We start from the raw sequence: 24425 nt of genomic DNA, 5'->3' as shown, positions 1-24425 counted from the left end.
CGTTCTCATGCCCCGCTTCATACACGTGCGAAGGCGACGAGGGCCATGCAGGAGATCCGATGAGCCAGAAGTGGCGTCGAAGTCAACAGTGGGACAAAGAGCACTTCCCGGGTTGGGCACAGCCCGTCCGCTGGCTCCTGCACGCGTTCAGCACCATCACGTTGGCGGTCTGTCTCCTTGTCTTCGTCGTCATCTACGCCATTCTCGCCAGCGTCCCCATCGGGCTCCTCGCGCAGATCCCGACGTACCTCATCTACGCCCTTACGCTCCTTCTCACGATCGCCGGCATCTCTCTCTTCACACTCTTTCTCCCGCGGCTTCTGCTCCGTCGGGCCGGGATCCCCCGTGCCGCACGGTTCGCGATCGGCGTCGTCGGCATCATCGCCTCGATCGTCCTCGGCTCGTGGCTCTGGGTTGTCGCGGCGTGGCCCGCCCTTCATTACGACCCGGTCACCGGGCGCGGGCTCATGCTCTTTGCAGACTTCGTGCGCCAGTACAACTCAACAACGCTCCGGCGCCTCCCCGGCGTCGAGATGTCGGAGCTTGAGTTCTACTCGTGGTGGCCGCTCCGCGTCGTGCTCCTCGCCTTCGTCGCCAACATGGTCACCGCCACTGTGCGCCGCATCGAGTTCAAGTTTGAGAACATCGGTGTGCTCACCGTCCACACCGGCATCGTCGTCATCGCCCTCGGCAGCGTTTACTACACCGGACTCAAGAAAGAGGGAGACACGATCCTCTTCGCAGGCAATCCGACCCCGGGCGGCGACACCACGATCGGCCCCCCCGCGGCAGTCTTTTACGACAACACGCGAGTTGCCCTCTTCATAGACCAGTTCAAAGGGTGGGAGCAGCGTCCGCTCAGCGGCATCCCCCGGTACAACGACTACGCGCTGACGCCCGATCATCCCCGCACGCTCAGCCGGAGCGTCATGCCCTCGCGCACCTCGCTCGTCGATGCCGACATCAAGCTCCGCGTCGTAGGCTACGCCTCCTACGCAGACATCGGCTCCGAGCCGGTTAAGGCCTCTGAGAGAGATGCCGATCTCGCCGCCGCACAGGGAAGAGACCGCCCCGTTCGCTTCGTCGACCTGCTCAGTTGGATCCCCGACTCCCGTGGAAGGGTCCCCGAAGGGCCAGTCCACCGGTACCGCTTCGAGCCGAGATCACCCGCCGCCCGAGCATCGACAGAGAACATGCTCAGCGTCGAGTACACCATGGGCATGCCCGAGGCGCGCTGGCGCGACCTCGCCGAGCCGCTCCCCGTCGGCGTTCGCAACGCGCTCGCGATCGAGTTCCCTGGTACCGATCAACGCTTCGTTCTGCCGGTCGCTCGAGGGCAGAAGCTCGAGGTCGGACAGACCGGCTACACGATCGAAGTCGAGGATCTCGCCCCTGAGCCCCCGTTCCCCATCATCACGAAGGGGTTCGAGGGCGCAACCAGCAGTGTCGCCATCGTCCGCGTGACCTCACCCGCCGGCGAGTGGTTCACGCGATGGATCTACAGCCGTTTCCCCGAGATCAACCAGGACATGCTCGACACCGTGAACGCGCAGGGCATGCCCGCACGGCGCGATGCCGATCCTTCCATCCGCATCGGATACATCGACGCCAATCTCCTCGCAGTGAACCTCGACGAGCGTCCGGACGGCTCCACCCGCGCCATCGTGCGTCTCCCCAGCGGCGAGGTCCGTGTGACAGAAAGCGTCGGCGCGACACTCGACCTTGTCCCCGATCGCATCGCGCTCACCGTCACCGAACGATGGCGCCACATCACAACGATCGAGCGGCCGATCCCCGTGCCCTCGATCAATCAGGACAAGCGATTCGTAGGAACCCACGACCGCGCTGCGCTCGCAGTCGAGATCACCGTCGATCTCGGCCCCACCGCGCCCGACCGTAGCTGGTCCACGGTCGTCTGGCTCCCGTTCATTAAGTATCTCGAGATCGCCGACGACCTCGTCCGCACCGTCGCGCTCCCGGATGGACGCACGCTGCGGCTCGGCTTCGGGCGTCTCAGGCATCCCCTCCCCGGCTTCGATATCCGCCTCGTTGACTTCCAGATGATCGCCTACGACCATCGCGGCGCACCCAGAGACTATCAATCCTCCGTGCTTGTCTCTCCCGCGATGACTGGCCCGAGAACCACACCCTTCGAGGCCTACACCCACATCACCAAGCTCAACGCGCCGCTCACGGCTCCGCACCGCTGGGACGAGAGCAGGAGCCCGATCGCCAACACCCTCTCCCGTCTTGTCTCAGGACTCAGCCCAAACCAGTACAAGTTCAGCCAGGCCGGATGGGACGCCGAGATGTGGAAGCAGACCCAGCAGATGGCCGACGCGGGCCAGATCCAACGCCCCTATGTCCGGTACACGATCCTGGGTGTCGGCAACAACCCCGGCATCCACGTCATCGCGCTCGGATCCATCCTGATGGGTCTCGGCATCCCCTGGGCCTTCTACGTCAAGCCGCTCATCGTCCAACGCAAGAAGAAGCGGATCCAGCAGCAGATCAAGGACGGCACCTACATCGCCCCATCACGCAAGGCCCGCGCAACATCCGCAGCCGAACCCGTCGTTGTCTCGCTTATGCCCGAAGAGGTCAAGCCATGATCAAGCTCAGGATCAACACCGGCATCCTCGCGATCTTCCTCGTGGCGATCACGTGGCTCCCCGCAGCGCGTTCACTCGCGCAATACGCGCCCGATGGCAACGCCCACCCAGAGTCCCACGCCGTCAGCGAGCAGGGGGCTTCCCTCCCCAGCCCGTTCGGCGAGGTGCCGGTTCCATCCCCGTTCGACACCGCGCGCAAGCTCGATCTCGCAGCAAAGGTTGATCTCGAGCCGCTGCGCGGGCTTGCGGTCTTCCACAACGGCCGCGTGAAGATCCTCGACACGCTCGCGCGAGAAACCGTCAGCGCAGTCGCTGGCCGCAAGAACTACTTCGACACCATCTACGCAACCGATGCCGACTCCGCCTCAAAGAGCAAGCCCGCGAACAAGTCATACGACCCGCTCTTCACCTGGCTCGATCTTGTCATCGATCCCGCGTACTACCTCGATCGCCCGCTGATCCACATCAACTACCTGCCCCTGCGCCGAGCCTTCCTCGAAGCCGCGTTTCCCGACGACGCCCGCAAGCAGGAACGCTGGATGAAGCTCACGCGCATCACACCCGTGATGGCGCAGAGCTACGGCGAGATGCTCGAAGAGGCGCACGCCTTCGAAGATCCCTACCGCGATGCATTCGGACGCGTCCGCCGCGCCATGTCGCTCGTGGTCGAGAGCCGCGCCAACTGGTACGTCATCGCCCCCGATGCCCCCGACCTCCCCTGGCACCACCTCTCGGAACTCCCGACTACCCACCCTGCCCGCGTCGCCGCCTCATCGCTCGGTGCCGCGTGGCGAGCCGGCGATGCCGATGGCGTCAACGCCGCAGCCCGCACGCTTGCCGCCGAACTTCCCAAGGTCAACCAGCCGCTCTATCCGACAGGTCGTGCCGGACTCGAACTCGCCTACAACCGGACAAACGCGTTCGAGTGGGGCTACTGGATCTACATGCTCAGCTTCGTCTCGCTGATCCTCGCCTTCGGCACGGGCCGCAAGTGGCTCATCGCCCTCGGCGTCGGCGCGCTCATCGCCGCCGTCTCGCTCCACGCCTACGGCTTCGTTCTGCGCTGCATGATCGCGGAGCGTTTCGCCATCCAGAACCAGTTTGAGTCCATGACGGGTTTGAGTCTCTTCGCCACCGTCGTCGGACTCGCGATCATGCTCTTTCGTCGTCAGTGGCTCTTCGGCGCCGCAGCTGCGGGTGTCGGTTTCCTCGTGCTCATCACCGCGACTCAGACCGGCATCCCCGGCAAGCACATCGAGCGCGAGGCCGCGATCCTCAACACCTCCGTGCTGCTGAAGTACCACGTCACCACCGTGCTCGTCTCCTACGGGCTGATCTCCCTCGGTTGCATCATCAGTTGCTTCTATCTCGGCGTTCACTACGCCCGCTCGATCGGCGCGGGGCTCGCACCGACGGGACCGGAGGACTTCACCGTCGTCGCCGCAGCGGCACTCAACGAAGCAGACCTCTCGGCAAACGAGCCGAAGACGGCCCGCGAGCGCACCCTCAAGGACCTCGACACCGCCCAGATGACCGTCCTGCAACTCGCGTTCTGGACCCTCGGCGTCGGCATCCTCCTCGGTGGCTGGTGGGCCGACCACTCCTGGGGCCGCTGGTGGGCCTTCGATCCCAAAGAGACCTGGGCCCTTGTCACCTGGATCGTCTACCTCATCGTGATCCACCTGAGGTTCACAACCGGTCGCAACCGCGGGCTCGTGACCGCGTGGCTCTCGCTGATCGGCTTCATCATCATGCTCTGGACGTACTTCGGCGTGAATCTGCTCCTGCCCGGCCTCCACGCCTACGCCTGAACGCTCGATCGATCTCTCAGCCGCGCGAGCCCCGCATCAGGTCAACGAGCACATCCAGCCCTCGCTCCAGTTGCGTCCTCGTCGTCGCAAAGCTCAGACGGAAGTGTGTGTCCCGCGTCGAGAACGCCGACCCGGGAATCACCAGTGTGTTCCTCTCGATGCAGCGCTCGACAAACTGCGTCGCGCTGATCCCGAGCCGCTCCGGCACCCTCGGGAACGCGTAGAAAGCCCCTCCCGGCAGCGCGACCTCCGTCACCTCGCTCAGACGCGACACCACGAGATCCCGCCTCGCCTGGTAGTCTCGCACCACGCCGCTCATGTCCTGGTCCAACGCCTCGACACATCCCCACTGTGCCGGCGATGGCGCACAGACATACGAGTACTGCTGCATCTTCGCGATCTGATCCACGATCGCACGCGGCCCCGCGACATACCCCATCCGCCATCCCGTTACGCCGTACGTCTTGCCGAACCCGCGTACCACCAGCACATGCTCCCACGCGCCGGGCGCACGCGCCGCGCTCGGGCAACGGGCCTTCCCCGCCACGTCACGCTCCGTCCGAGACTCGTCGAAACAGAACAGGTCATAGATCTCATCGCTGATGAGCAGCACGTCGCGCGAGCGGCACAACTCCAGCAGCTCACGCTGCTCCTCCGAACTCATCACCACGCCCGTCGGATTTCCGGGCGAGCACACCAGCACGATCTTCGTCCGCGCCGTGATCAGCGGCGCGACCCGCGCTGCCGTCATCTTGAAGTCCGGATACGTGTCGCACTTCACCGCCGTCGCGCCGCACATCGTCGCCAGGTGCGGATACGCCACAAAGTATGGGTCGGGGACGATCACCTCGTCGCCGGGTTCGAGCAGCGACAGAAACGCGAGCATCAAACCGCCCGAGGTGCCGCTCGTCACCAGCATCGCCGCGTGATCGCCCGTCCCGGCCACCGGTCCGGAGACATCCCACCCGAGGTCCGACGCCAACTCGGCCGTGATCCGCGCGCGAAGCTCGGGTATCCCGCCCGTCTGCGTGTACCCGTTCCGATCACTCATGATCGCACGAACCGCGGCATCCTTCACGCTCTCAGGCACCGGAAAGTCCGGCTGCCCGATCGATAGGTTGTTGGGGTCCTTCAACTTCGCGCCAAGGTCGAACACACGCCGGATACCCGACGCGTCGATCTTCCTCGCGCGCGACGCGATATGCCGATCAACACCCATGGCGCGATCTCCAACGCGACGGACCCAATCGCCCGCGCACGTGCTCTAAATTGTACGAGAATCCAGCCGGGCCGATCAGGCCTTCGGAACCAGCGTCTTCGGGATGCCCAGAACGCGGTCCTTCGCCGGATCGAACTTGCGATCGGTCATCATCTTCGCGACGCGCTCCGTGCGCTTCATGACGCTCCGCTTGCTCGAAAGCTTGCCGCCGGTTTTCAGAGAACGATCAAGACTCATGGCCATCTCCAGCCCGATCGGGCAAACTTCAAGTCGTCGCTCAGTCTCCCGATCGACGCATCGCGCCGTCAGGGGTTGTACTTCATCCACAAGGGCTTGGCAAAGTCAGTCGAGCCCTTGGCTTCTCGCCGATACCGCTCGCCGATGCGCGCGACCTTCGCTTCAAGCTCGGTCCGTACAGGTCGGTTGTTCCTGTACTCCTCGCCCGTGATCCCGACGGTCGCAAACACCTCGTAGCGGGAAGGATTCTTCCCCGCACCCGCACCGGGATCAACCACAGGCACACCAATCGCCTCCACACCCCCTGATCCCAGGTACGCGATCGCGTGCTCCGCGTCTGCTCGGCTCAGCACAGCCAACTTCAGGTAGTTCTGCCCCGGCTGCCTCGGATCCGATGGCAGCACACCCGCAGACGACAGAATCCCAGCTCTTGCCATGTTCGCAAGGCCCGAAGAGAGGCCTCCGGTCGTCGGGTTCGATTGTCTTTGTGTGGTGTTTGTTCTTTCTTGGCGGCCCTGCGGCGGTGTAGTCGTCTCCGACCCTTTCCCGCCCGCGATCGGATCGATCAACGGGTCCGCCCCGATGTTCCCGGCTCGGCTTGCCAGGATCTCCGCCTGCCACTCTCGCTCGCCCGCCGCCGCTCCGCGGCCGTACGCGATCGTCCACGTCACAACCAGAAGCGTGACCGCAACCGCAGCACCCACATAAACGCCGACCATCGGAATCGTAACGTGTCCCTGTGAGCCGAAACGGCTTGGCCTGGGTCCGGTTGCAGACTCACGCCCGCTCGGCTGACCCGCAGCAGGAGCGGGGGGGGGAGGTACATGTGAGAGAGACGGTGCTGGCGACCCGCCGGCAACGGATGGACCACCCGCTACCTGACCGACACTCGGCGGTCCCCCTTGCGAAGGCCCGCCCGCCGTTTGTCCCGCCTCTTCCGCTCCAGGGATGAACGCCTTTGCTCGGCGCGTGAGCGAATCCGACTGGCCCTTGGCCAGCAGCTCGAAGAGAGGTTGAGGTGACTTCCCGCCCGGCATGCTTGCATTGTATCGGTGAGATCGCCGCAGAACCTTCTCCACCGTGCCGCCACATTCGACACCTTGCCCATGCCCCTCGCTATGATCCCGCCCCATGGCCATCCGCGACGAAGACATCGTGCACGTCTCGAACCCACCGCTCAACCGCGTAGAGAGCATCTACATCCCCGAGATCGTCAAGGGCTTCGGGACCACGATGCGGCACTTTTTCACCTCATTCGGCCAGGGAAAGACCAGCCGAACCATCCAGTATCCAGAGCAACGCCGCGAGCACTACAAGCCCGAAGACGGCGGCCAGGAACCCAGCAACTTCCGAGGCGTCCACCGCCTCAATCGCGATGAGCAGGGACGCGTCAAGTGCGTCGCCTGCATGATGTGCCCCACGATCTGCCCCGCACGCTGCATCCACATCGTCGCCGCGGAAAGCCCGTGGGACGACCGCGAGAAGTACCCTGCCAAGTTCGAGATCGACGAGCTCCGCTGCATCTTCTGCGGCATGTGCGAAGAGGCCTGCCCCGTCGACGCCATCGAACTCACCCCCGAGTACGACGTCGTCGGCCTCTCCCGCCAGGAGATGGTCTTCGACAAGGAAAAGCTCCTGAGCATCTTCGACGCCACCGTCGGCAAGAAGCCCATGTGAGCAACCCCCGTCGGATGTGTGGTTCCTGAGTGGACCCGAATCGCGGCGTCGCCCTAACAAATTACTTTCTTGCGACAGTGCTCGGTCCGTAGGTCCGAGATTGTTCATCGCGAGCACTGAACAAGCCCTGTTTAGGGTATTTGCATAGCCCGATAAATTGCGTTGCGGCCGGTTTCAGGTCTTCCGGCTGGGAGGTTCGCGCCGGCTGTGACAGAAAGTCGGGTATTTCGTTCCACTTTGCTGGCATTCTCGCGGTTGTAGCGCATTTTCACTTCTGGACGTTTGTGGAGCGGGCGGCCCCCCTCAGGGCCTACCCGTGGATGTGTTCTTAACACCAGAGAGTGATGTCCTGAGGAGGGCTCAAATGATGAAGAAGGTTTCCACTGTTCTTGCCGCTGGCCTCTTGGCGACTGCCGCGAACGCGGGCGTCGTTGCGACCTACGGCTTCACTGATCTCGCCGGTTCGTACGACTCGGCCACGGGCATCTTCCGTGCCGTCGCGACGGACAACGCGAACTACGCCACGTCCGGGGATGTGACCAAGATCGGCGCCCCCACGGCCACGGCTGAATACGCGTTCGGCTTCACCAGCCGTTCCGGCTTCGCCAACGCGGTCTTCGAGATCGCCGTGACGATGAACAATGGCCTCACCGCCATGGGCTCCGGCTCGTTCACCATCACCGACGATGACGGCGACACCATCACCGGCCTCATCTCAGGTATGTGGATCAACGGCGGCTCCGGATACGTTTACTTCAACGGCTCCATGAGCGGCGTCACCTTCAACGACAACGGCGCGGCCGACTCGTCCTTCGACGGTCCCGACGGTGGCGGCTTCTCCTTCCCCCTCACCCAGCTCAACAATGAAGTCGGCGCCATCGTCGGCCTCTTCATCAAGCCCGGCACGTTCTTCGGCGGCTCCTTCCGTGACCGTCCGACCCAGATCGATGGCCAGATCCTCCCGACCCCCGGCTCTCTCGCCCTCGTCGGCATCAGCGGTCTCGCCCTGGCTCGTCGTCGTCGCTGATCTCATCTGATTCGAAATCTCAGATTCGTCCGATCGGGGCTCACCTCAGGGTGGGCCCCGATTCTTTCATTGTCGTGTCAAGCGAATTTCGGTAGATCAGACATCGGTCGTGACCAGGGTCAACCGGACTGACAATCGTCAGTCCCTCGTGATCGATCCGATCTCGCTGGCGAGCCGTTCTGCCGCGTGCCGAACATTCGATTTCCAATCGCCGCTGCCCATCCCGTCACCGTCAACCTCGGAAACCGCCGGGTAGATCACGCTCCGACTCGCCGTCACGAGCACGCCCGATTCCCCGGCTCCGAGCAGTCCCGACCTGAGCAAAGCCCTGACATCGGCTGCCGTGCCCCCTTGCGCCCCATATCCAGGCACGAGGAAGACCTGGTCCGGCATGCGTTCACGCAGCATCCGGCCATCAGCGGCCTTGGTCGCACCGACCACAGCCCCGACCGAACTCAGGGTCCCGCGCTCTCCCTTCCAGCCGGCACCGATCCCCGCCACCATCTCTCCCATCATCCCAGCAACACTCCGACCATCACCCAGTTCCACCCCCTGCACCACATCGCTGTCCGGATTGCTCGTCCGCACCAGCACAAAGACGCCGAGTCCAGCCCGCAGGTACGGCTCGATCGTCGAAGGCCCGAGATACCCGCTGACGGTGATCGCGTTCGCGTGCAGGCCGACTGCGGCCTGCGCGTAGTGCTCGGCACTGATCCCGATATCCCCGCGTTTCGCGTCGAGAAGAACGAGCATCCCGCGCGATCTGGCGTGCGCTGCCACATGCTCAAGCACACGCACCCCGGCCGCCCCGTACCGCTCGTAACACGCCGATTGCAGCTTGACAACCGGCGCGATCCCTGCCACCGCATCAATCACGCCCGTCGAGAAGGCCTCGATCGCCGCCGCCGGCTCCCAGTGCTCCGCCCGCACCCGCTCAGGCAGTTTCTCAAGAACAGGATCGAGCCCGACGCAGATCGGTGATCCCGCACTGTCCACACCCTCAACGAGCAGATCGATAAACGGCCGCCGATTCGGACTGGTCTGTGCGCCCATAGCCGCGAAGATATGCCGATGCCCCCCCCCACGTCGAACCCCAACTCGAACTCCAGCCCCAATCCCGCATCGAACACCCCGACGCGGATCGACCTCAAGAAAGACCGCGGTCTCACCCTCGAATGGCCCGATGGCACCACCGCCTACTACTCCATCGCCTACCTCCGTCGCATGTCCCCCTCCGCGGACATGAAGCACCTCAGGGACGAAATGGCCAAGAACCCTCTCACTGTGCTCCCCGCGGCACGCTCCGCTGGCCCGCTCGTCGCGCTCGACGCCGAACTCGTCGGCAACTACGCCATCCGCATCCGCTTCTCCGACGGCCACTCCACCGGCATCTACTCATGGGACTACCTCCGCCGCATCGATCCCGCCCAGCAGCCCGGCTCATCTCCCCCGCCCGAAGCCCCGCGCTCTACGTGAGCCCGCCGGTTATCCTCATTCCCGAGATGGAGCCCGCGCCCCCAATCGACCTCAGGACACACCTCTCGAAGGTGCCCGGTCTGAACAAGCGCGATCTCGACTCCCTCGCGCTCCTTGGCCTCACCAACGTCGGCCGACTCATCGCGCATCTCCCGCTCCGTCATGAGTCGCTCGAGAGCGAGTCCGCCATCTCCTCCCTCGAAGCCGATCGGCTCTGCGCCACACGAGGGGAGATCGCCGCGACGCGCGTCGCGCGGGCCCGAGGCCGTTCCCCCGCGCGATTCGAGGCCGCGCTCACCGACGACACCGGCCGACTCGATCTCGTCTGGTTCAATCAGCCATACCTCGCCAATCGCCTCCATCCCGGCGCACGCATCCGTGTACAGGGCAAGACCAAGCGCCGGGGACTCGGGCTCCAGATGGTCAATCCCATCTACGAGCTCATCGCCGAATCAGGAGGCGAGCCCGCGCTCCGCGAGGCCCGCGTGCGCCCCGTCTATCCGCTCGCCGAGGGTGTCCATCAACGCCACATCGAGAAGGCCCTCGATCTCACGCTCGACGCCGCACTCCCGCTCATCGAGGATCATCTCCCCTCGTCCTACCGCGCCGAACGCGAACTCCCAACGCTCGCCGACGCCTATCGCATGATCCACCGCCCGGCCACCGACGCCGACGTCGCGGCCGCACATCGCCGCCTCGCCTACGACGAGCTCCTGCTCCTCCAGCTCGGCGTGCAGATGCGCCGCGCTCGCCTCCGCGAGGGGCTTATCGCCCCCTCGCTCCGTGCCGACGCGAAGGTGGACGAGCACATCCGCCGGCGCATCCCCTTCACACTCACCGATGCGCAGAACCGCGTCGTCGCAGAGATCGTCTCCGATCTCGCACGCCCGATCCCTACCAACCGACTCATCCAGGGCGATGTCGGCTCCGGCAAGACCGTGATCGCGGCATACGCCATGCTGATGGCCGTCGCCAGCGGCCACCAGGCCGCGATGATGGTCCCGACTGAGATCCTCGCCGAGCAGCACTTCGACTCACTCTCACGCATGCTCGCCGGCTCGAAGGTCTCGATCGCGATGCTCACCGGGAGCACGCCCACCTCCGAGCGTGCCGCCATACTTGACGCGCTCGCCTCAGGCACGATCGATCTCCTCGTCGGCACGCACGCGCTCCTGACCGACACCGTCCGCTTCAAGTCCCTCGCCGTGGCGATCATCGACGAGCAGCACCGCTTCGGCGTCCACCAGCGAGCCCGGATGCGTGCCAAGGCCGAGGACGCGACCTCGACACCCCACGTTCTCGTGATGACCGCGACGCCCATCCCGCGCACCCTCGCCATCACGATCTTCGGCGACCTCGACGTCTCCACCATCGACGCACTCCCGCCCGGACGCAAGCCCGTCAAGACAGCCCTCTTCGGCCGTGCCCAGCGGTCACTCGTCTACGAGCAGGTCAAGCGTCGCATCGATCGGGGCGAGCAGGCATTCATCGTCGTCCCCGCCATCGGTGACACCTCCGGCGAGGAGCCCGAATCCGGCGCGACCACCGCTCACGCCCTCACGCAGGAACTCTCTCTCCCCGAAAGCCCTCTCGCCGGCGTCACCCTCGCGACCCTCCACGGGCGACTCCCGCATGCCGAGCGCGAGCGCATCATGGAGGCCTTCCGCGCCGGCTCCATCCAGGCGCTCGTCGCCACCACCGTCATCGAGGTCGGCGTCGACATCCCCAACGCCACCATCATCGCGATCGAAGACGCCGACCGCTTCGGCCTCGCTCAGTTGCACCAGCTCCGCGGGCGCGTCGGACGTGGCAGAAAACCCAGCGTCTGCATGCTCATCGCCGACCCGGTCACACCCGAAGGCGCAGAACGCCTCAAGGCGCTCACCTCAACCACCGACGGCTTCAAACTCGCCGAGACCGACTTCCTCCTCCGCGGCCCCGGCGAACTCTTCGGCGCCAGGCAGTCCGGCTCCATGCCCCTCAAGGTCGCCGACCTCACGCGAGACCTCGATCTGCTCTCTCTCGCTCGCCACGACGCCGCATCGTGGATCAAACGCTCTCCGACACTCTCCCAGCCCGGCGAGGCACTGCTGGTCCGGCGCCTCAAACTCGCCTTCGGCGATGAGCTCGGCCTCGCCGATGTTGGCTAGAACACGAAACGTCCCAACGCAGCCGCCACAGAACCCGCCGCGCGCAGGACCACACAAGTGAAAGAGGGCGGCCGCACGCGCGACCGCCCTCCGCACGATCACTTCGAACATTCAGCGACGACGGCGTCCAGCGAGCAAGCCCGCGACCCCGAGCAACGCCGCCGCGCCCGGTGTCGGAACCGCACCGAAAGCGACCTCGGCAAGGCCCGTGTAATTGTTCGAGCCGTTGTTCGCCAGAATCGTGAACTTCACGCTCGACACGTTGTTTGTCACAGGCAGGAAGTACGACTGGGCGACGCTCACGTGCGGCTGCGCCATCGCGTTCGCGAGGGTGTACAGCACGTTGTCATTCGAATCGAGCAGCTCGAGGTTGAACAACGTCACCGCGTACCCCGAATCCGCTGCCACCCCGTTCGAAAGGTGGTTCCACATGTGGAACACGCCGATCCGCACCGGCTCATCGAAGAAGAACTGAGCCCACGCACGCCCCAGACCCAGAGCACCCGCCTGTGTCGTCCAGTGGTTGTTGGCGACATAGGTCGCATGCACCGAGTCGGGCGTAAACCCGGCTGGCAGGCCCGATCCATCGATCGTGTTCCCGATGTCGTACAACGAACTGAACTCGCTGCCGGCGATCGCGGACGTCGGCTGAAAGATCTGCCCCTGCGCCGTAGTCGCGAGAGCCGCGACGAGCATGAACGGCAAAGAACGCATCATGTCGAAACCTCCTGGCTGTGTACAGATAACGTAAGCACGCGGCGACACCGCCGCCTCCCGCGCTTACGCAGAATCACACGTTACAGAATGACACCAAACTCGGTGATGACCAGTGAAATCGGCCGCTCATTCGCGTCCGATAGTTCAGCCCACCCCCGATTCAAGACGTTGGAGAGGGGCGCCGGAAGAGATCCGGTAAAAACCCGGGGTAGGCAGCGCATGTCTTCAACCATCACAAGAGAGCCGAACGCGCCGACGCTCGCAACGGCCGCCCCCCCAGAGGGGCATCTCCAGCCCCAGACCCTCGCGCTCTATCCCGGCTTCGACTTATTCCCGAAAGTCAGGCACCAGCCACGCAGCGAGCGTCGCAAGGTCCGGCGCCTCGAAGTCAGGCCGTACATCTCCATCGACCCGAGGCGTCGCGCCCCATCGCCCCCGTTGGCGATTGATCCACACCGTGGTGTAGCCAAGCGATCTCGCCGGTCCGATGTCGTGATACAGAGACTGGGCCACGTGCAGGATCCGTGATCGATCGATCCCCAGCACGGCGGGTGCCCGTTCAAAGTGGCCGGAAGCCGGCTTATACGACCCCACATCCTCGGCGGTCACAACCGCATCCACCTCGACGCCGAGCCGAGCACGCGACCCCTCGAACAGATCGCGGTCGATGTTCGAGCAGACACATAATTTGAACCGCGACTTCAGCGCACGCATCGCGCCGACAGTGTCGGAGAACGCCGGCCAGTCGCCGATCGACCGTGAGATCGCATCCGCCTCATCACGCGTGATCGCGATGCCCAGCTCCGCGCACACTCCTTCCATCGCGATGCGCGTGACCTCCTTGTACTGCCTGAACTCCCCTCGTTCTGCGGCCGCCTCGTGCCGCGCATACGTCGTCAATAGCATCTGATCATCGATCGGCGCGGATGCCCTGGCTGCAAAGGGTCGAATCGCGTCAAGAAGCCCACGCTCCCAATCGATCAGCGTCCCGTAACAATCGAATGTCAACGCATCGAACCGGTCCGGATCAAGTCGCATCGCAGGCACCTCTCACCCCGCATTATCCTTGGCCGCGAACCCGTGCCGCGACTTCCCGAATCAACTGGAGTCCGTCGCGATCATCTGGTAAACTGCGACCGTCGGGGGCCGCGTCTGACCGGGGCGGCGGCTCACGATACAACGCGGCCCCGGAACGGGAGACCGACGCATGGAGACGCCAACGGAACTCATGTTCGCCGCCAGCGGGCGGGTCGTTACCGCGCTCGACCGCTACTCAGGCCGGCCCGCTTGGCGCATCAAACTCCCACGCCTCTTCGGCGGCTCAATCGTCACACTCATCGCCTCGGGCAACGAGGTCTTTGTCGGCCGGGGCGGCTACGTCTACTGCCTCGACCGCACCAGCGGCGGCGTTCTCTGGGAAAGGGGCGTCGGCTCTTCCGGGGGTGTCGTCATGATGGCCACCGACCGCGCATCCACCGATGACGCCGCTGCTCAGATGATCCAGGCGGCACAGGCCGCCGCAGCCGGTGCAGCAGCAGCAGCAGCGGGGGCCGCGGCAGCCGCCAGTTGAATCACCGCGTCAACTTCGCCCGTCTCACTCCCCGGTCTTCTCGCGCTTCACACGCCGCACCTCGTCGGCGATGCTCGCCATCGACCGGGCGAGTGTGCGCCTTCGCCATCTCGCGAGCATGGCATCGCACACGGCCGTGAAGATCCCGAAGATCAGCAGCACCGCGCCCGCAAGCCCGAACGGCCTGTGGATCCCCTGACCCTGTGCGATGCCGAGCGCAATCCCGATCACACCCGATGGCGAGGCGTCGGGTTCCGGCCCGCTCAGATCCGCGAACCGTTCCCCGGCCGCGACATAGGTCCGAACGACCACGATGCCCAGGGCACAGATCATGAGCGCGATCCCCCCGACAGCCAGAGAGAGCGACCCATAGAACCCCAAGCCCCGCCTGCGAACGCGCTCGGCCTCGAAGCCCATCAGATCGATCTCACTATGGCTCATAGGGCTCATGGATCGCTCCCCTCCCTGCGGCTCAGCCCGCGCGGGTTGTTCGTTGCTCGATCCGCTTCTCCGAGACCGTGCGCACGATCCGATCGACGTAGTTCCCGGGCGTGTGGACCTGGTCCGGCTCGATCCCACCGACCGGAACAAGATCCTCGACCTCGGCGATCACGAACGAAGCCGCGGCAGCCATCATCGCATTGAAGTTCCGCGCCGTCTTTCTGAAGACCAGATTCCCGAAGTGATCCGCCTTGTAGGCCTTGACCAGCGCGAGGTCGGCATACAGCCCCGTCTCCAGCACATACGTCCGCTTCCGCGCCCCCTCCGCGCGAACCGCGCCCTTCAACTCGCGATTCATCGCCCTCGTATCCTCATTCGGCCTGTAGAACTCGCGTGTCTCCTTCCCCTCGGCCGCCGGCGTGCCCACACCCGTCGCCGTGTAGAACGCCGGGATCCCCGCCCCGCCGGCGCGGATGCGTTCGGCGAGGGTGCCCTGAGGGTTGAACTCGACCTCGAGCTCGCCGCTGATGAACTGCTTCTCGAAGGTGGCGTTCTCGCCGACGTAGGAGGAGACCATTTTCTTGATCTGGCGTGTCTGGAGGAGGAGGCCGAGGCCGAAGTCGTCGACGCCGGCGTTGTTGGAGATACAGGTGAGGTCGCGGACGCCCGAGTCCCGAAGCGCAACGATCAGCCGCTCGGGGATGCCGCACAGGCCGAAGCCGCCGACCATGACGGTCATGCCGTCGCGGATGATGCCGCGATCACGCAGATCGCCGATGGTGGACTCTGGTGTGGCAAAGACCTTCTGGATCATGGCTCGCTCCTGGCAGGGCATCCGAGATGCCGCAAGATACCCGACATCTATGAGAAGATAGGCGAGCGAACCGAGCGAAGGCCCGCCGCATCACGCCCTGAAAATCGCGCCCAGCTTCTTGCCCAGCAGCATCGACGCCGCGAGCAGCGTCGTCGTCAGCAGCGCCATCCCCCACACACCCATCGCGCTGGCCACATACGGGCCATCGCCAAGACGCTCCGTGAACGCCACGATCGCCTTCGTAAATGGATAGTGCTTCTGCTGCTGCGCCAGAATCAGCGAGTCCGACACCTCGAGCATCGAGAACGAGAAGACCAGAATCCCCCCTGCGATCAGGTTCGCCATGATCAGAGGCAGGATCACCTTCCGGACCGCCGTCGTGCGGCTCGCCCCCAGGTTCACCGCCGCCTCCTCCAACTCTCCCGACGTCTGCTGCAGCCCCGCGACCGTCGAACGCACGACATAAGGCAGTCGCCGCACCGCATACGCGATCACAAGCAACGGGAACGGGTTCGGATCGGTCCCCAGCACCGCGAGATCAAACCACGTGCCGTCCAAAGGGGCGTGCGAGATCGAGACCACCCAACGCTCCGGCAGCACAACCGAGAGCACTCGCTCGAGCCCCTCGGGCAGGCGCCCGTCGAACGGCCAGCGCAGCGTCATCGCCACATACCCGAACGCCATCACCAGCCCCGGCACCGCGATCGGCATCATGCAGAGCGCATCCAGCACCCCGCGCCCCTTGGCCCGTGTCCGGACGATCACGTACGCCACGAACACCCCGATCACCAGGTTCAGGCCCATCGCCAGCGTCGCCAGCATCAGACTGTTCGTGATCCCGCTCGACGCCGTGTCGTACGTCAACGCGTTCACGTAGTTGTCACCCGTCAGAGCAGTCGGGAGCACCGTCCGATACCACTGCCCCGGAAGCGTGATCGAGGTCAGAATCACCCCGAGATGCGGAAGCACCGCCACCAGCGACACGAACGCAAAGGCACCCGCCGCCAGATACCCGCGAACGCCCGTGAGGGGCTTCTCCGCCGACGCCCGCGACGCCTTCGCGTACATCGCGTGGGCCTTCCCCCCGAACAGGATCTTCCCCACGGTGTACATCAGCACCGCCGCCGTCAGCAACACCAGCGTCAGGGCGTAAGGACGAGGCGACGCGTTCTCCACTTCCTTCAGCCCGTAGAAAATACGGACGGGCGTGACACGGTCAAAGTCGAACATCAGCGGGGTGCCGAGCTCGGTGAACGACCAGATCAGCACGATCGTCGCGCCCGCGAAGATCCCCGGACGCACCAGCGGCAGCACAATGCGGAAGAGCCGACGCCACGGCCCCGCCCCGAGATTCTCCGCCGCCTCATCCAGCGCGGGATCGAGGTTCGCAAGTGCCGCCGTCGCGTTCAGATAGATGATCGGGAACAGGTACAACGCCTGCACCACCATGATCCCGATCATCTTTCCGTCACCCAGAAAGTCGAACTCAGTCCCCAGCAGCGCGTTCAACGCGCCCTGGCGACCGAGCATCGCCTTCACGCCGATCGCCCCCACGAAAGGCGGCATGATCATGGGCACAAGCACCGTCGCGTTGAACACACCCTTCAACGGAAACCGATACCGCGCCGACAGAATCGCCAGCGGCAGCGCGATGCAGCACGCCAGCGTCGTCGTGCCCAGAGCGATCTTCAGGGAGTTGAAGAGCGCCCGACGCTCGTTCGAGTCCTCAAAGACCGCGACCACATGCCTCAGCGTCCACCCGTCCTGAGACCGAAGATCGGGAGCGAGCCCCCCCCGCACCGTCAACGCGATCGGGTAGAGCAGGAACGCTCCGAGCAGCAGGAACAGCGCGATCATCACCCCGTACTGACCGATGAACCGGGCCGCTCGGGCTCCGATCGGGACTTTCTCGCCGGTGCTGGCTTCGTGAAGCGTGGACATGGGGGGCAGAGTCTATCGGGAACAGAAGCCGCAGGAAGCGCCCCGCTAGCTCCGCTCACACACCTTTATATAGAGAGACGCGCACCACACATGCCCCAGCTCCGGGCACACCCCGCCCGGGCACTCATGAGGGCGGCGTAAGTGCTTTCGGTCCAAGGGTCTGGATCGTGAATGCCCCGTTCTGACGTGCAGCCAGATACCCATTCACATCATCCAGCGTCACCCGGTCGATCTCCGCCGCGATCTCGCCCAGGGATCGGGCGTGTCCGCGCCGGTAGTAGTCCGACGCGATCGCCGCCGCACGTGCTCCCGTCGACTCGCCCGAGAACACCACCCCGGACTTCATCCCCACGATCGCACGCCGGAACTCGTCTTCGCTGACACGCCCCTCTGCGCTCCGGATCCGCCCCAGCTCCGCGCTCAGCACATCCAGAGACTCCTGCGCCCGCTCCGGAGTCGTTCCGACATACGCGACCAGGGTCCCGTACCGCTTGTCCGCGGCATACGACGCCGAGACCGAGTAACACAAGCCCCGCTTCTCTCGCACCTCGGTGAACAACCGACCCGACATCCCGCCCGAGAGAACGCTCGCCGCGATGCGCTCCAGCAGTGAGTTGCTGTCCGGATCGGCCGGTCCTTCCGTCATCAGAAGGATCTGGACCTGCGAAGCGGTGTCATCCTGCTCATGGTGGTACACCCGCGCCGGCGTCGGGCCGAGCGCGGGCTCCTGGCGAGATCCACGCCAGCCGCTCGTCAGTCGCTCGAGGGCATCGACCGTTCGATCGACATCAACCGCGCCCGCGATCCCGAGCAACGACCCCTCGGGGACCGCTCGCGTTGCCCACCCATCAACGACATCCGATTGCGTGATCGCCCCCAGACCCTCGACAGTCCCGAGCACGCTCCGGTTGAGCGGCGCGGGATGGTGGCGTGTCCTGGCCAGCAGCGAGCAGCGCTCCTGGGGCTCGTCCTTCAACGCCTCGATCCCCATCAACGCCAGCTCACGTGCCGGCTCCAGAGAGTCCGGATCAAACCGGGGACGACGCACCATGTCCGCCAGAAGCGGAAGCCCGTCGAGGAGCCGATCCCCCAGCATTGTGGCCGAAATACGCAGAAAAAGCGGCCCACACTCCGCCGAGCGGGACATCCCGATCGCGTCGCACGCGTCCGCATGAGCGCGCGAATCAAGGCCCCCAGCCCCGCGCATCAGCAGCTCCGCCCACAGCGCCGAGAGACCCAGCCGATCCTCCGGATCGTGCGCCGCGCCCGCAGGCAGTAGCCACGTCAGCGCGCACGACCTCACCCCGGCCATCGGCTCGATGACCACCGTCATGCCGCACGTGAGTGTTCGAGTCGCGATGCGTGTCACACGTTTCTCCTTCGGGGTTCCTGAGTCTAGCGTGCGCCGGCCGCGCCGACGCTCCGCCATCTCTCGACGCGCCGCCGATCGATTCAGTTCACGCGCCTTTCGATCGATCGCGACGATCACCGAGACCTCGCCTCGGTGGAGAACTCGCGCCACGATCTCCACAATCGGACGATCGACTTGACAACACACCCATCACTCTGTGAGTATGTGCGCATCGACGGGGGACGCGCGTGTGCGTGTCGTCGTCGAGATCGAACGCGACGGGGCGTTCGGGTGCTCTGGAGAGTCGGACACATCACACGCTCAAGGACGGCGGCCGGTGTGTCCGATACAGAGTTCGAACGGTTCGTCAAGCGCGCGGCGCTCCGAAGCGCGCAACATCTTTCGGTCATCGGAAAAGAACCGAGGAGATCGCATCATGGCAAAGAAGAAAGCAAAGAAGGCAGCGAAGAAGACCACCAAGAAGAAGGCCAAGAAGAAGGCCGCGAAGAAGTAATCCGAACCCTCTGAACTAGGCCCGAAGGACTCGGGCCGCAACCGTTTTTCTCTCAATCGTGTCGGATCGTGTTGGTCCGACCTCATCGGAGCGCCGCTGATAGGAAGGCCGGGGAAACCCGGCCTTCCCTCTTTTTTCACCCCCAGAAACGCCCCGCCCCCTTCCCGAAACCGCCCATTCATGGCACAATCGGGGCGTGCCACCCATACCCCCGAACCCCGCCTCGACCCACGTCGTCTCCATGCTCCGTGCCCATAGGTCCGGCGTGCTCCTCACTGCCGATGGCCCCCGTCCCTGTCCGACCGCCATCGATCCCATCGGGGGCTCGCTCATCGCGCCACTCGCCGATCCCGAGACCGAGCTCGAAAGCGCGACCCTCTTCATCCCCGAAGAGTCCAACGACGCCCTCCAGGTCCTCATCCTCCCAGCACTCTCCGCGCCCGCAGGCGACACAGACTCCGACAGATACCGTGCGGCTCACGGCGCGCCCGATCCCATCCGCCTCTTCCGCCTCAAGATCGACGGCGCTCGCCTCGGCTCGCGCGTCGTCGATGGTCCGGATATCGACCTGAGAGACCCCTTCGCCTCCGAGTCCGCCTCCCTCCGACGCGCCATGAACGCCGATCGCCCCGCGCTCGGCAAGGCCGTCTCATACCTCGGCCTCTCCCTCGGGCTCCGGCCCGGCGAGAATCCCGTTGTCATCGCCGTCGATCCAGAGGGTGTCGATCTCCGTGGTCCCCTCGGCGTCGCTCGCTTTACCTTCGAACGATGTGCCTCTTCCGCCGAAGAGCTCCGGCGGTTCGCGAGCGTCCTTCTTCCCTTCGATCCGGAACAAACCCAGGTCTGAACGGGAAGATCGCGATGGCCGCACCTCTGAGTGATTCACATCCCCCGCGCCTCCGCGAGGCCCACTGCCATCTCCACGCGCACGGACAAGCCGCCGCGATGGTCAACCTCGATCACTGCCGCTCGCTCGGCGAGTGCCTCGACACCATCCGCAGCGCGAGAGACCAACGCCTCTCTCCCCGCGGCTGGCTCCTCGCTCGCAGCGCCCGGCCCGAATCCTGGCCCGAGCATCGCTGGCCCACACGCCCCGAACTCGATCAGGCATGCCCCGATCTTCCCCTTGTCATCTGGTGCTTCGACCATCACGCCCTCTGCGCAAACAGCCGGGCGCTAGCCATCGCCGGGGTGGTCCGCGCTACGCCCGACCCCGAGGGAGGCGTCATCGAGCGCGACGCCACCGGAGAGCCGACAGGCCTCATGCTCGAAGCCGCGACACGCCTGGTCTGGTCGAAAGTCCCAGAGCCCACGCACGAGCAACGCAAGGCCCACGTGCTCCTCGCGCTGCTAGACCTTGCCGCCAAGGGCTTCATCGAGGCCCACGACATGCTGAGTCACGACTGGCTCGGCCCCATTCTCGCCGAACTCCGGCGCGAGGCCGGCTCGGACGGTCTCCCCTGCGCCGTCCACCTCTACCCACTCGTCGAAGACCTCGAACGCATCGCATCCACCCGTGCCGCGTGGGAATCCGCCGAGGTGCGCCTCGCCGGAGGCAAGGTCTTCACCGACGGCACCATCAACAGCCGCACCGCGTGGATGCTGGAACCCTTCGCCGATCCCATCCCCTCGCACCCACGCGGCACGCCCTTGATGAGCGTCGAGCAGATCGCCGGGGCGATCCGCACCTGTACTGACCATGGCCTCCACCTCGCGGCACACGCCATCGGCGACGGCGCGGTCCGCGCCTGTCTCGATGCCGCCGAACTGGGCCAATCTACCCCTACGGGTCCTCCCTCCGTCACTCCCTCTCTTCATCTCTCCGCCACTCCCCTCCGCATCGAGCACGCCGAATTGATCGACGAGGCCGACGTCCCCCGCTTCGCCAAACTCGGCGTCGTTGCCAGCGTCCAGCCCTGCCACCTGCTCGCCGACATCGAGGCCCTGCGCCGCCTTCTGCCGCACCGGCTCTCGAGGGTCTTTCCCCTCCGTGAGCTCATCGACGCCGGGTGCAGGCCCGGCGAACTTCTCTGGTTCGGCTCAGACACGCCGATCGTCCGGCCGGACGCTGATGACAGCATCCAGGCGGCGGTGCATCGCCGTCGAGCCGACATGCCGGCGGACGAAGCCATCGCACCCGAGCAGGCGGTCGCTGAGCCCGAAGCGTGGGGCGCTTTCGTGGTGCCCTGACGTGATGTGGGCGTCAGGTTCTTCGCGAAAGGCAACAGGAATGGCCACGAGGGTGTGCGGCCAACGAGGACATCAGCCGAAGATCGCCCATAACAGGATCACGCCGCCGAAGAGCAGGACCACGATCCCCAAGCCGAAGAGCACGGCCTGGAACCGCTCAGAACGCGACGTGCGCATAGACCGGTTCGCGTGGCGTTGTTGCTCTCGTCTGCTTGTCTGAGCGTCGTTCTGAGCGAGGGCCGCGCCGAAATTGGCATACGGGTCGCCGGACTTGCCGCTGTACTTCCTATACATCATCGGGTCGATGGCCATGTGAAACCTCCCGCAGGCAGATTGCTCCGCTGGTGGCAGCATACCCACAAGCGACTTGGACACCAAAGCGGATCTGACTCCGTGGCGTTGGCCACCGCTCCCTGTGCCACCGGCAACTGTCCAACTCCGATGCTTCCTCCAACCGGGTGTGATTCAGGGAAGGAACTCGAGCCGGCAACTGTCGGGGTATGACATTTTTTTTGATTTTGAACGCCCGTCGCGGCTTCGGACTCCGCTGTGGGTCTCGGATGGCGAGCGGCCAGCTCGCCAGCACGAACCACACTCAAAAGGAGCCGACCGATGAAGATCACCCTGACCACAACCCTGTTTCTTGCCGCGTCGTCCGGGCTTGCCCTGCCCGCACTCGCTGGCGATCTTCCCTGGTACAAGAAGATCCGTATGGACGAGGTCCGAACGAACACCGGACTCACGGGCAACGGCATCAGGATCGGCCAGACCGAATCCGGCGTGCCACTTCAGACGCATGTCGCTTTGGAAGGACAGGTCGCCGCGGTTCGCGCATTTGGCACCGTCACTGATCACGGCACCCACACCGGCTCGATCCTTGTCGGAAAGAAGACCGAAGCAGGCGGCGACTTCCGCGGTGTCGCTCCCGGCGCGAAACTCTACTCGGGCTGGACGTCCCGCTCGAACAACGCCGCCACACAGACGCAACGCTTCAAGGATTCCGCCGACTGGCACCTCGCGCGGGGCGTCAACCTTGTGAACGTGAGTTGGGGCCGAGACTGGTTCGAGCCCGTCGCGATGCGTGAGGGCATCACACGAGTTGCCGATCTCATGACCTTCAGGCACGATGTGCTCTACGTGACGGCAGCTGGTAATGAGGGCGACGAGGTGGGCACGGCGGGCGGCGGCTTCGGGACCATCACGAATCCCGGATACGCATACAACTCGTTGACAGTCGGGGCGACCAGCCGAGCGAGCGGGTATCAGCGACTGGTGGATTTCTCAAGCCGCGCAGCGCCGAACGCTCGCGTGAAGCCCGATCTCGTCGCGCCCGGCGGGCGCATCCTCGGTGCAGCCGCCACAAGCAACACCACGTTTCGCGAGAGCTCTGGCACAAGCTACGCGACGCCGATGGTCGCTGGGACCGTCGCACTCCTTCAGGAGCATGGCTTGAGCAAGGGGTTCTCGACAAACCCGCTCGTGATGCGATCTGTCGTCATGAACTCCACCAACAAGAGCGTCGAAGACCTCGGTGGCGTCCGCTGGGACCGTAACCCCAACCTCGGCAGGGGTGCCTTCTCCATGAGTAACCAGACCGGCACCGGTCAACTCGATGCCATGCAGGCCTACCTCCAGTACGACACTGGCCGGTACGCGCCAACCTATGTTGGTGACACCCTCGTAGGTGCCAGCGTTCCGCTGGTTGGGTGGGATACCGGGTTTATGCTCGGTGCCACCGGTGTCGGCAACTCCAGCGATTACCTCACCGAGAAACCCCTTCGCAAAGGGTCTTACCTCACCTCGACGCTCACATGGAACCGAAGTGTTAACACCCGCCCCGGCGGCGGCACGACGGACGAAAGCCCCGACAAGTGGGTCTACAACGCCCTCAATAATTTCGACCTCGGCGTCTCCGAACTCGGAAGCGTCGGAACGATCAGGCAGAAGAGCGACTCGAACGACAGCACCGCCGAGCACCTTCTCTACAAGGTCCAGAACGCAAAGCAGCACTACATCCGCGCGTGGGCGCAAGCCAGGCCCGACGACGGGTTCTTCGCCAGCCAGTACGGTCTTGCATGGAACTCATGGGCCGCGCCGACAGAGGTCCGTTCATTCAACGGGGACTTCAAAGGCGACCGCCTGTCTCTTCTCGACAACGGTTGGTTCGATTCCTCCGGTATCGGCGGCTCATCCGACGTCACCGACCCGGCCTTCCGTCCCATCGGCCCCAATCGCTGGGCAATGACTCTCTCGCCCACCGTTGCTCTCCTCGGCCGCGCTGCGATGTCCCAGGAGATGGTCACTCCGAGCAACGGCCTCTCCCTCTCCTTTGACATCGGCTTCGATTACGACTTCTCCGGCTCCGTCTGGGTTGAACTCGCAGGCATGAACCTCCTCGACCTCGCCGGCCTCGGCGTCTCGATCACACCGGTGACCGGTGACAATGTCGAACGCTATCAGAGAATCACCCTCAACCTCGGTGCAGACCATTTCGCGGCACTTGGCGGCGACTTCCAGGACCTCCGCTTCGTTGCCTCCTCCGCCTTTGGCAGCTTCGGTAACGCCTATATCGACAACGTCCGCTACGTCCCGACCCCAGGCACTATGGCACTCGCACTCGGCTCCATCGTCGGTCTGGCAAGACGCCGTCGCGTCTGACCCGAGCCACCCGCGAGAGT

The 24425-nt window shown here is 64.9% G+C and carries 22 protein-coding genes; 11 read left to right on the top strand and 11 right to left on the bottom strand.

The window, feature by feature from the left end:
- The first annotated feature begins 59 nt into the window (after positions 1-59).
- Together KF838_09495 and ccsA are read left to right on the top strand one after the other, a co-directional pair.
- Entirely contained in the window at positions 60-2612 is a 2553-nt protein-coding gene (locus KF838_09495; protein ID QYK47018.1) for a hypothetical protein, read from the top strand.
- Positions 2609-4423 carry a cytochrome c biogenesis protein CcsA gene (gene ccsA / locus KF838_09490; GenBank protein ID QYK47017.1) on the top strand — a complete coding sequence of 605 codons (1815 nt, stop codon included), beginning with the start codon at positions 2609-2611 and terminating at the stop codon, positions 4421-4423. The genes KF838_09495 and ccsA overlap by 4 nt, the downstream gene beginning before the upstream one ends.
- A gap of 16 nt (positions 4424-4439) precedes the next feature.
- Here ccsA and KF838_09485 read toward each other — a convergent pair whose 3' ends face one another.
- The 3 genes from KF838_09485 to KF838_09475 all read right to left on the bottom strand — a co-directional run bounded on the left by KF838_09485 (position 4440) and on the right by KF838_09475 (position 6598).
- Positions 4440-5642 (bottom strand): aminotransferase class I/II-fold pyridoxal phosphate-dependent enzyme, encoded by a 1203-nt coding sequence (locus KF838_09485; protein ID QYK47016.1) that lies wholly within the window; start codon positions 5640-5642, stop codon positions 4440-4442.
- 75 nt (positions 5643-5717) lie between these two features.
- The gene (locus tag KF838_09480; protein QYK47015.1) at positions 5718-5879 is read right to left on the bottom strand and encodes a small basic protein; all 162 of its coding nucleotides are present in this window, start codon (positions 5877-5879) and stop codon (positions 5718-5720) included.
- A 68-nt stretch (positions 5880-5947) separates the two neighbouring features.
- On the bottom strand, positions 5948-6598 hold the full coding sequence (locus KF838_09475; protein QYK47014.1) for a hypothetical protein: 651 nt from the start codon (positions 6596-6598) through the stop codon (positions 5948-5950).
- Positions 6599-7010: 412 nt separating this feature from the next.
- Between KF838_09475 and KF838_09470 the strand changes: the two genes are divergently transcribed.
- Together KF838_09470 and KF838_09465 are read left to right on the top strand one after the other, a co-directional pair.
- A complete protein-coding gene (locus KF838_09470) occupies positions 7011-7556 on the top strand; it encodes an NADH-quinone oxidoreductase subunit I (protein QYK47013.1) in 546 nt (181 codons plus the stop codon).
- Positions 7557-7920: 364 nt separating this feature from the next.
- Positions 7921-8583 (top strand): hypothetical protein, encoded by a 663-nt coding sequence (locus KF838_09465; GenBank protein QYK47012.1) that lies wholly within the window; start codon positions 7921-7923, stop codon positions 8581-8583.
- Between the two features lie 138 nt (positions 8584-8721).
- On the opposite strand, the gene pyrF is transcribed toward KF838_09465, so the two are convergent.
- Positions 8722-9636: an orotidine-5'-phosphate decarboxylase gene (gene pyrF / locus KF838_09460; protein ID QYK47011.1), complete on the bottom strand. Its 915-nt coding sequence runs from the start codon at positions 9634-9636 to the stop codon at positions 8722-8724.
- 18 nt (positions 9637-9654) lie between these two features.
- On the opposite strand from pyrF, the gene KF838_09455 reads away from it, so the two are divergent.
- Positions 9655-10059, top strand: a complete 405-nt coding sequence (locus KF838_09455; GenBank protein QYK47010.1) for a DUF971 domain-containing protein — start codon at positions 9655-9657, stop codon at positions 10057-10059.
- A gap of 26 nt (positions 10060-10085) precedes the next feature.
- Positions 10086-12209, top strand: coding sequence for an ATP-dependent DNA helicase RecG (gene recG / locus KF838_09450; GenBank protein ID QYK47009.1), 2124 nt, complete (start codon positions 10086-10088; stop codon positions 12207-12209).
- A gap of 111 nt (positions 12210-12320) precedes the next feature.
- Here the strand turns inward: recG and KF838_09445 are convergent, their stop codons facing one another.
- The gene (locus tag KF838_09445; GenBank protein ID QYK47008.1) at positions 12321-12926 is read right to left on the bottom strand and encodes a hypothetical protein; all 606 of its coding nucleotides are present in this window, start codon (positions 12924-12926) and stop codon (positions 12321-12323) included.
- Positions 12927-13253: 327 nt separating this feature from the next.
- Positions 13254-13964 (bottom strand): haloacid dehalogenase type II, encoded by a 711-nt coding sequence (locus tag KF838_09440; GenBank protein ID QYK47007.1) that lies wholly within the window; start codon positions 13962-13964, stop codon positions 13254-13256.
- A 169-nt stretch (positions 13965-14133) separates the two neighbouring features.
- Between KF838_09440 and KF838_09435 the strand changes: the two genes are divergently transcribed.
- Positions 14134-14496 (top strand): PQQ-binding-like beta-propeller repeat protein, encoded by a 363-nt coding sequence (locus tag KF838_09435; GenBank protein QYK47006.1) that lies wholly within the window; start codon positions 14134-14136, stop codon positions 14494-14496.
- 24 nt (positions 14497-14520) lie between these two features.
- Here the strand turns inward: KF838_09435 and KF838_09430 are convergent, their stop codons facing one another.
- The 4 genes from KF838_09430 to KF838_09415 form a co-directional block, all read right to left on the bottom strand.
- Positions 14521-14946 carry a hypothetical protein gene (locus KF838_09430; protein ID QYK47005.1) on the bottom strand — a complete coding sequence of 142 codons (426 nt, stop codon included), beginning with the start codon at positions 14944-14946 and terminating at the stop codon, positions 14521-14523.
- Between the two features lie 22 nt (positions 14947-14968).
- Entirely contained in the window at positions 14969-15751 is a 783-nt protein-coding gene (locus KF838_09425; protein ID QYK47004.1) for a CoA transferase subunit A, read from the bottom strand.
- 90 nt (positions 15752-15841) lie between these two features.
- Positions 15842-17692: an iron ABC transporter permease gene (locus KF838_09420; protein ID QYK47003.1), complete on the bottom strand. Its 1851-nt coding sequence runs from the start codon at positions 17690-17692 to the stop codon at positions 15842-15844.
- 124 nt (positions 17693-17816) lie between these two features.
- The gene (locus KF838_09415; GenBank protein QYK47002.1) at positions 17817-19214 is read right to left on the bottom strand and encodes an insulinase family protein; all 1398 of its coding nucleotides are present in this window, start codon (positions 19212-19214) and stop codon (positions 17817-17819) included.
- Between the two features lie 168 nt (positions 19215-19382).
- Here KF838_09415 and KF838_09410 point away from each other — a divergent pair, with 168 nt between their 5' ends.
- The 3 genes from KF838_09410 to KF838_09400 all read left to right on the top strand — a co-directional run bounded on the left by KF838_09410 (position 19383) and on the right by KF838_09400 (position 21747).
- Complete coding sequence (locus KF838_09410; protein ID QYK47001.1) at positions 19383-19571, top strand: hypothetical protein; 189 nt, start codon at positions 19383-19385, stop codon at positions 19569-19571.
- Positions 19572-19753: 182 nt separating this feature from the next.
- Positions 19754-20404, top strand: coding sequence for a hypothetical protein (locus tag KF838_09405; protein ID QYK47000.1), 651 nt, complete (start codon positions 19754-19756; stop codon positions 20402-20404).
- A 14-nt stretch (positions 20405-20418) separates the two neighbouring features.
- Entirely contained in the window at positions 20419-21747 is a 1329-nt protein-coding gene (locus KF838_09400) for an amidohydrolase family protein (protein ID QYK46999.1), read from the top strand.
- A gap of 72 nt (positions 21748-21819) precedes the next feature.
- Here KF838_09400 and KF838_09395 read toward each other — a convergent pair whose 3' ends face one another.
- Positions 21820-22059, bottom strand: a complete 240-nt coding sequence (locus tag KF838_09395; GenBank protein ID QYK46998.1) for a hypothetical protein — start codon at positions 22057-22059, stop codon at positions 21820-21822.
- A gap of 300 nt (positions 22060-22359) precedes the next feature.
- Here KF838_09395 and KF838_09390 point away from each other — a divergent pair, with 300 nt between their 5' ends.
- The gene (locus KF838_09390) at positions 22360-24405 is read left to right on the top strand and encodes a S8 family serine peptidase (GenBank protein ID QYK46997.1); all 2046 of its coding nucleotides are present in this window, start codon (positions 22360-22362) and stop codon (positions 24403-24405) included.
- Positions 24406-24425 lie beyond the last annotated feature (20 nt).

Source organism: Phycisphaeraceae bacterium, assembly GCA_019454185.1.
GTDB lineage: Bacteria > Planctomycetota > Phycisphaerae > Phycisphaerales > UBA1924 > JAHBWV01.
This window is presented reverse-complemented; position numbering and strand designations above follow the sequence as displayed.

Bases quoted from the DNA above. Each gene is read 5' to 3' on its own strand.
- KF838_09495 (QYK47018.1), top strand. From the start codon at position 60: ATGAGCCAGAAGTGGCGTCGAAGTCAACAGTGGGACAAAGAGCACTTC.
- ccsA (QYK47017.1), top strand. From the start codon at position 2,609: ATGATCAAGCTCAGGATCAACACCGGCATCCTCGCGATCTTCCTCGTG.
- KF838_09485 (QYK47016.1), bottom strand. From the start codon at position 5,642: ATGGGTGTTGATCGGCATATCGCGTCGCGCGCGAGGAAGATCGACGCG.
- KF838_09480 (QYK47015.1), bottom strand. From the start codon at position 5,879: ATGAGTCTTGATCGTTCTCTGAAAACCGGCGGCAAGCTTTCGAGCAAG.
- KF838_09475 (QYK47014.1), bottom strand. From the start codon at position 6,598: ATGGTCGGCGTTTATGTGGGTGCTGCGGTTGCGGTCACGCTTCTGGTT.
- KF838_09470 (QYK47013.1), top strand. From the start codon at position 7,011: ATGGCCATCCGCGACGAAGACATCGTGCACGTCTCGAACCCACCGCTC.
- KF838_09465 (QYK47012.1), top strand. From the start codon at position 7,921: ATGATGAAGAAGGTTTCCACTGTTCTTGCCGCTGGCCTCTTGGCGACT.
- pyrF (QYK47011.1), bottom strand. From the start codon at position 9,636: ATGGGCGCACAGACCAGTCCGAATCGGCGGCCGTTTATCGATCTGCTC.
- KF838_09455 (QYK47010.1), top strand. From the start codon at position 9,655: ATGCCCCCCCCCACGTCGAACCCCAACTCGAACTCCAGCCCCAATCCC.
- recG (QYK47009.1), top strand. From the start codon at position 10,086: ATGGAGCCCGCGCCCCCAATCGACCTCAGGACACACCTCTCGAAGGTG.
- KF838_09445 (QYK47008.1), bottom strand. From the start codon at position 12,926: ATGATGCGTTCTTTGCCGTTCATGCTCGTCGCGGCTCTCGCGACTACG.
- KF838_09440 (QYK47007.1), bottom strand. From the start codon at position 13,964: ATGCGACTTGATCCGGACCGGTTCGATGCGTTGACATTCGATTGTTAC.
- KF838_09435 (QYK47006.1), top strand. From the start codon at position 14,134: ATGGAGACGCCAACGGAACTCATGTTCGCCGCCAGCGGGCGGGTCGTT.
- KF838_09430 (QYK47005.1), bottom strand. From the start codon at position 14,946: ATGAGCCCTATGAGCCATAGTGAGATCGATCTGATGGGCTTCGAGGCC.
- KF838_09425 (QYK47004.1), bottom strand. From the start codon at position 15,751: ATGATCCAGAAGGTCTTTGCCACACCAGAGTCCACCATCGGCGATCTG.
- KF838_09420 (QYK47003.1), bottom strand. From the start codon at position 17,692: ATGTCCACGCTTCACGAAGCCAGCACCGGCGAGAAAGTCCCGATCGGA.
- KF838_09400 (QYK46999.1), top strand. From the start codon at position 20,419: ATGGCCGCACCTCTGAGTGATTCACATCCCCCGCGCCTCCGCGAGGCC.
- KF838_09395 (QYK46998.1), bottom strand. From the start codon at position 22,059: ATGGCCATCGACCCGATGATGTATAGGAAGTACAGCGGCAAGTCCGGC.
- KF838_09390 (QYK46997.1), top strand. From the start codon at position 22,360: ATGAAGATCACCCTGACCACAACCCTGTTTCTTGCCGCGTCGTCCGGG.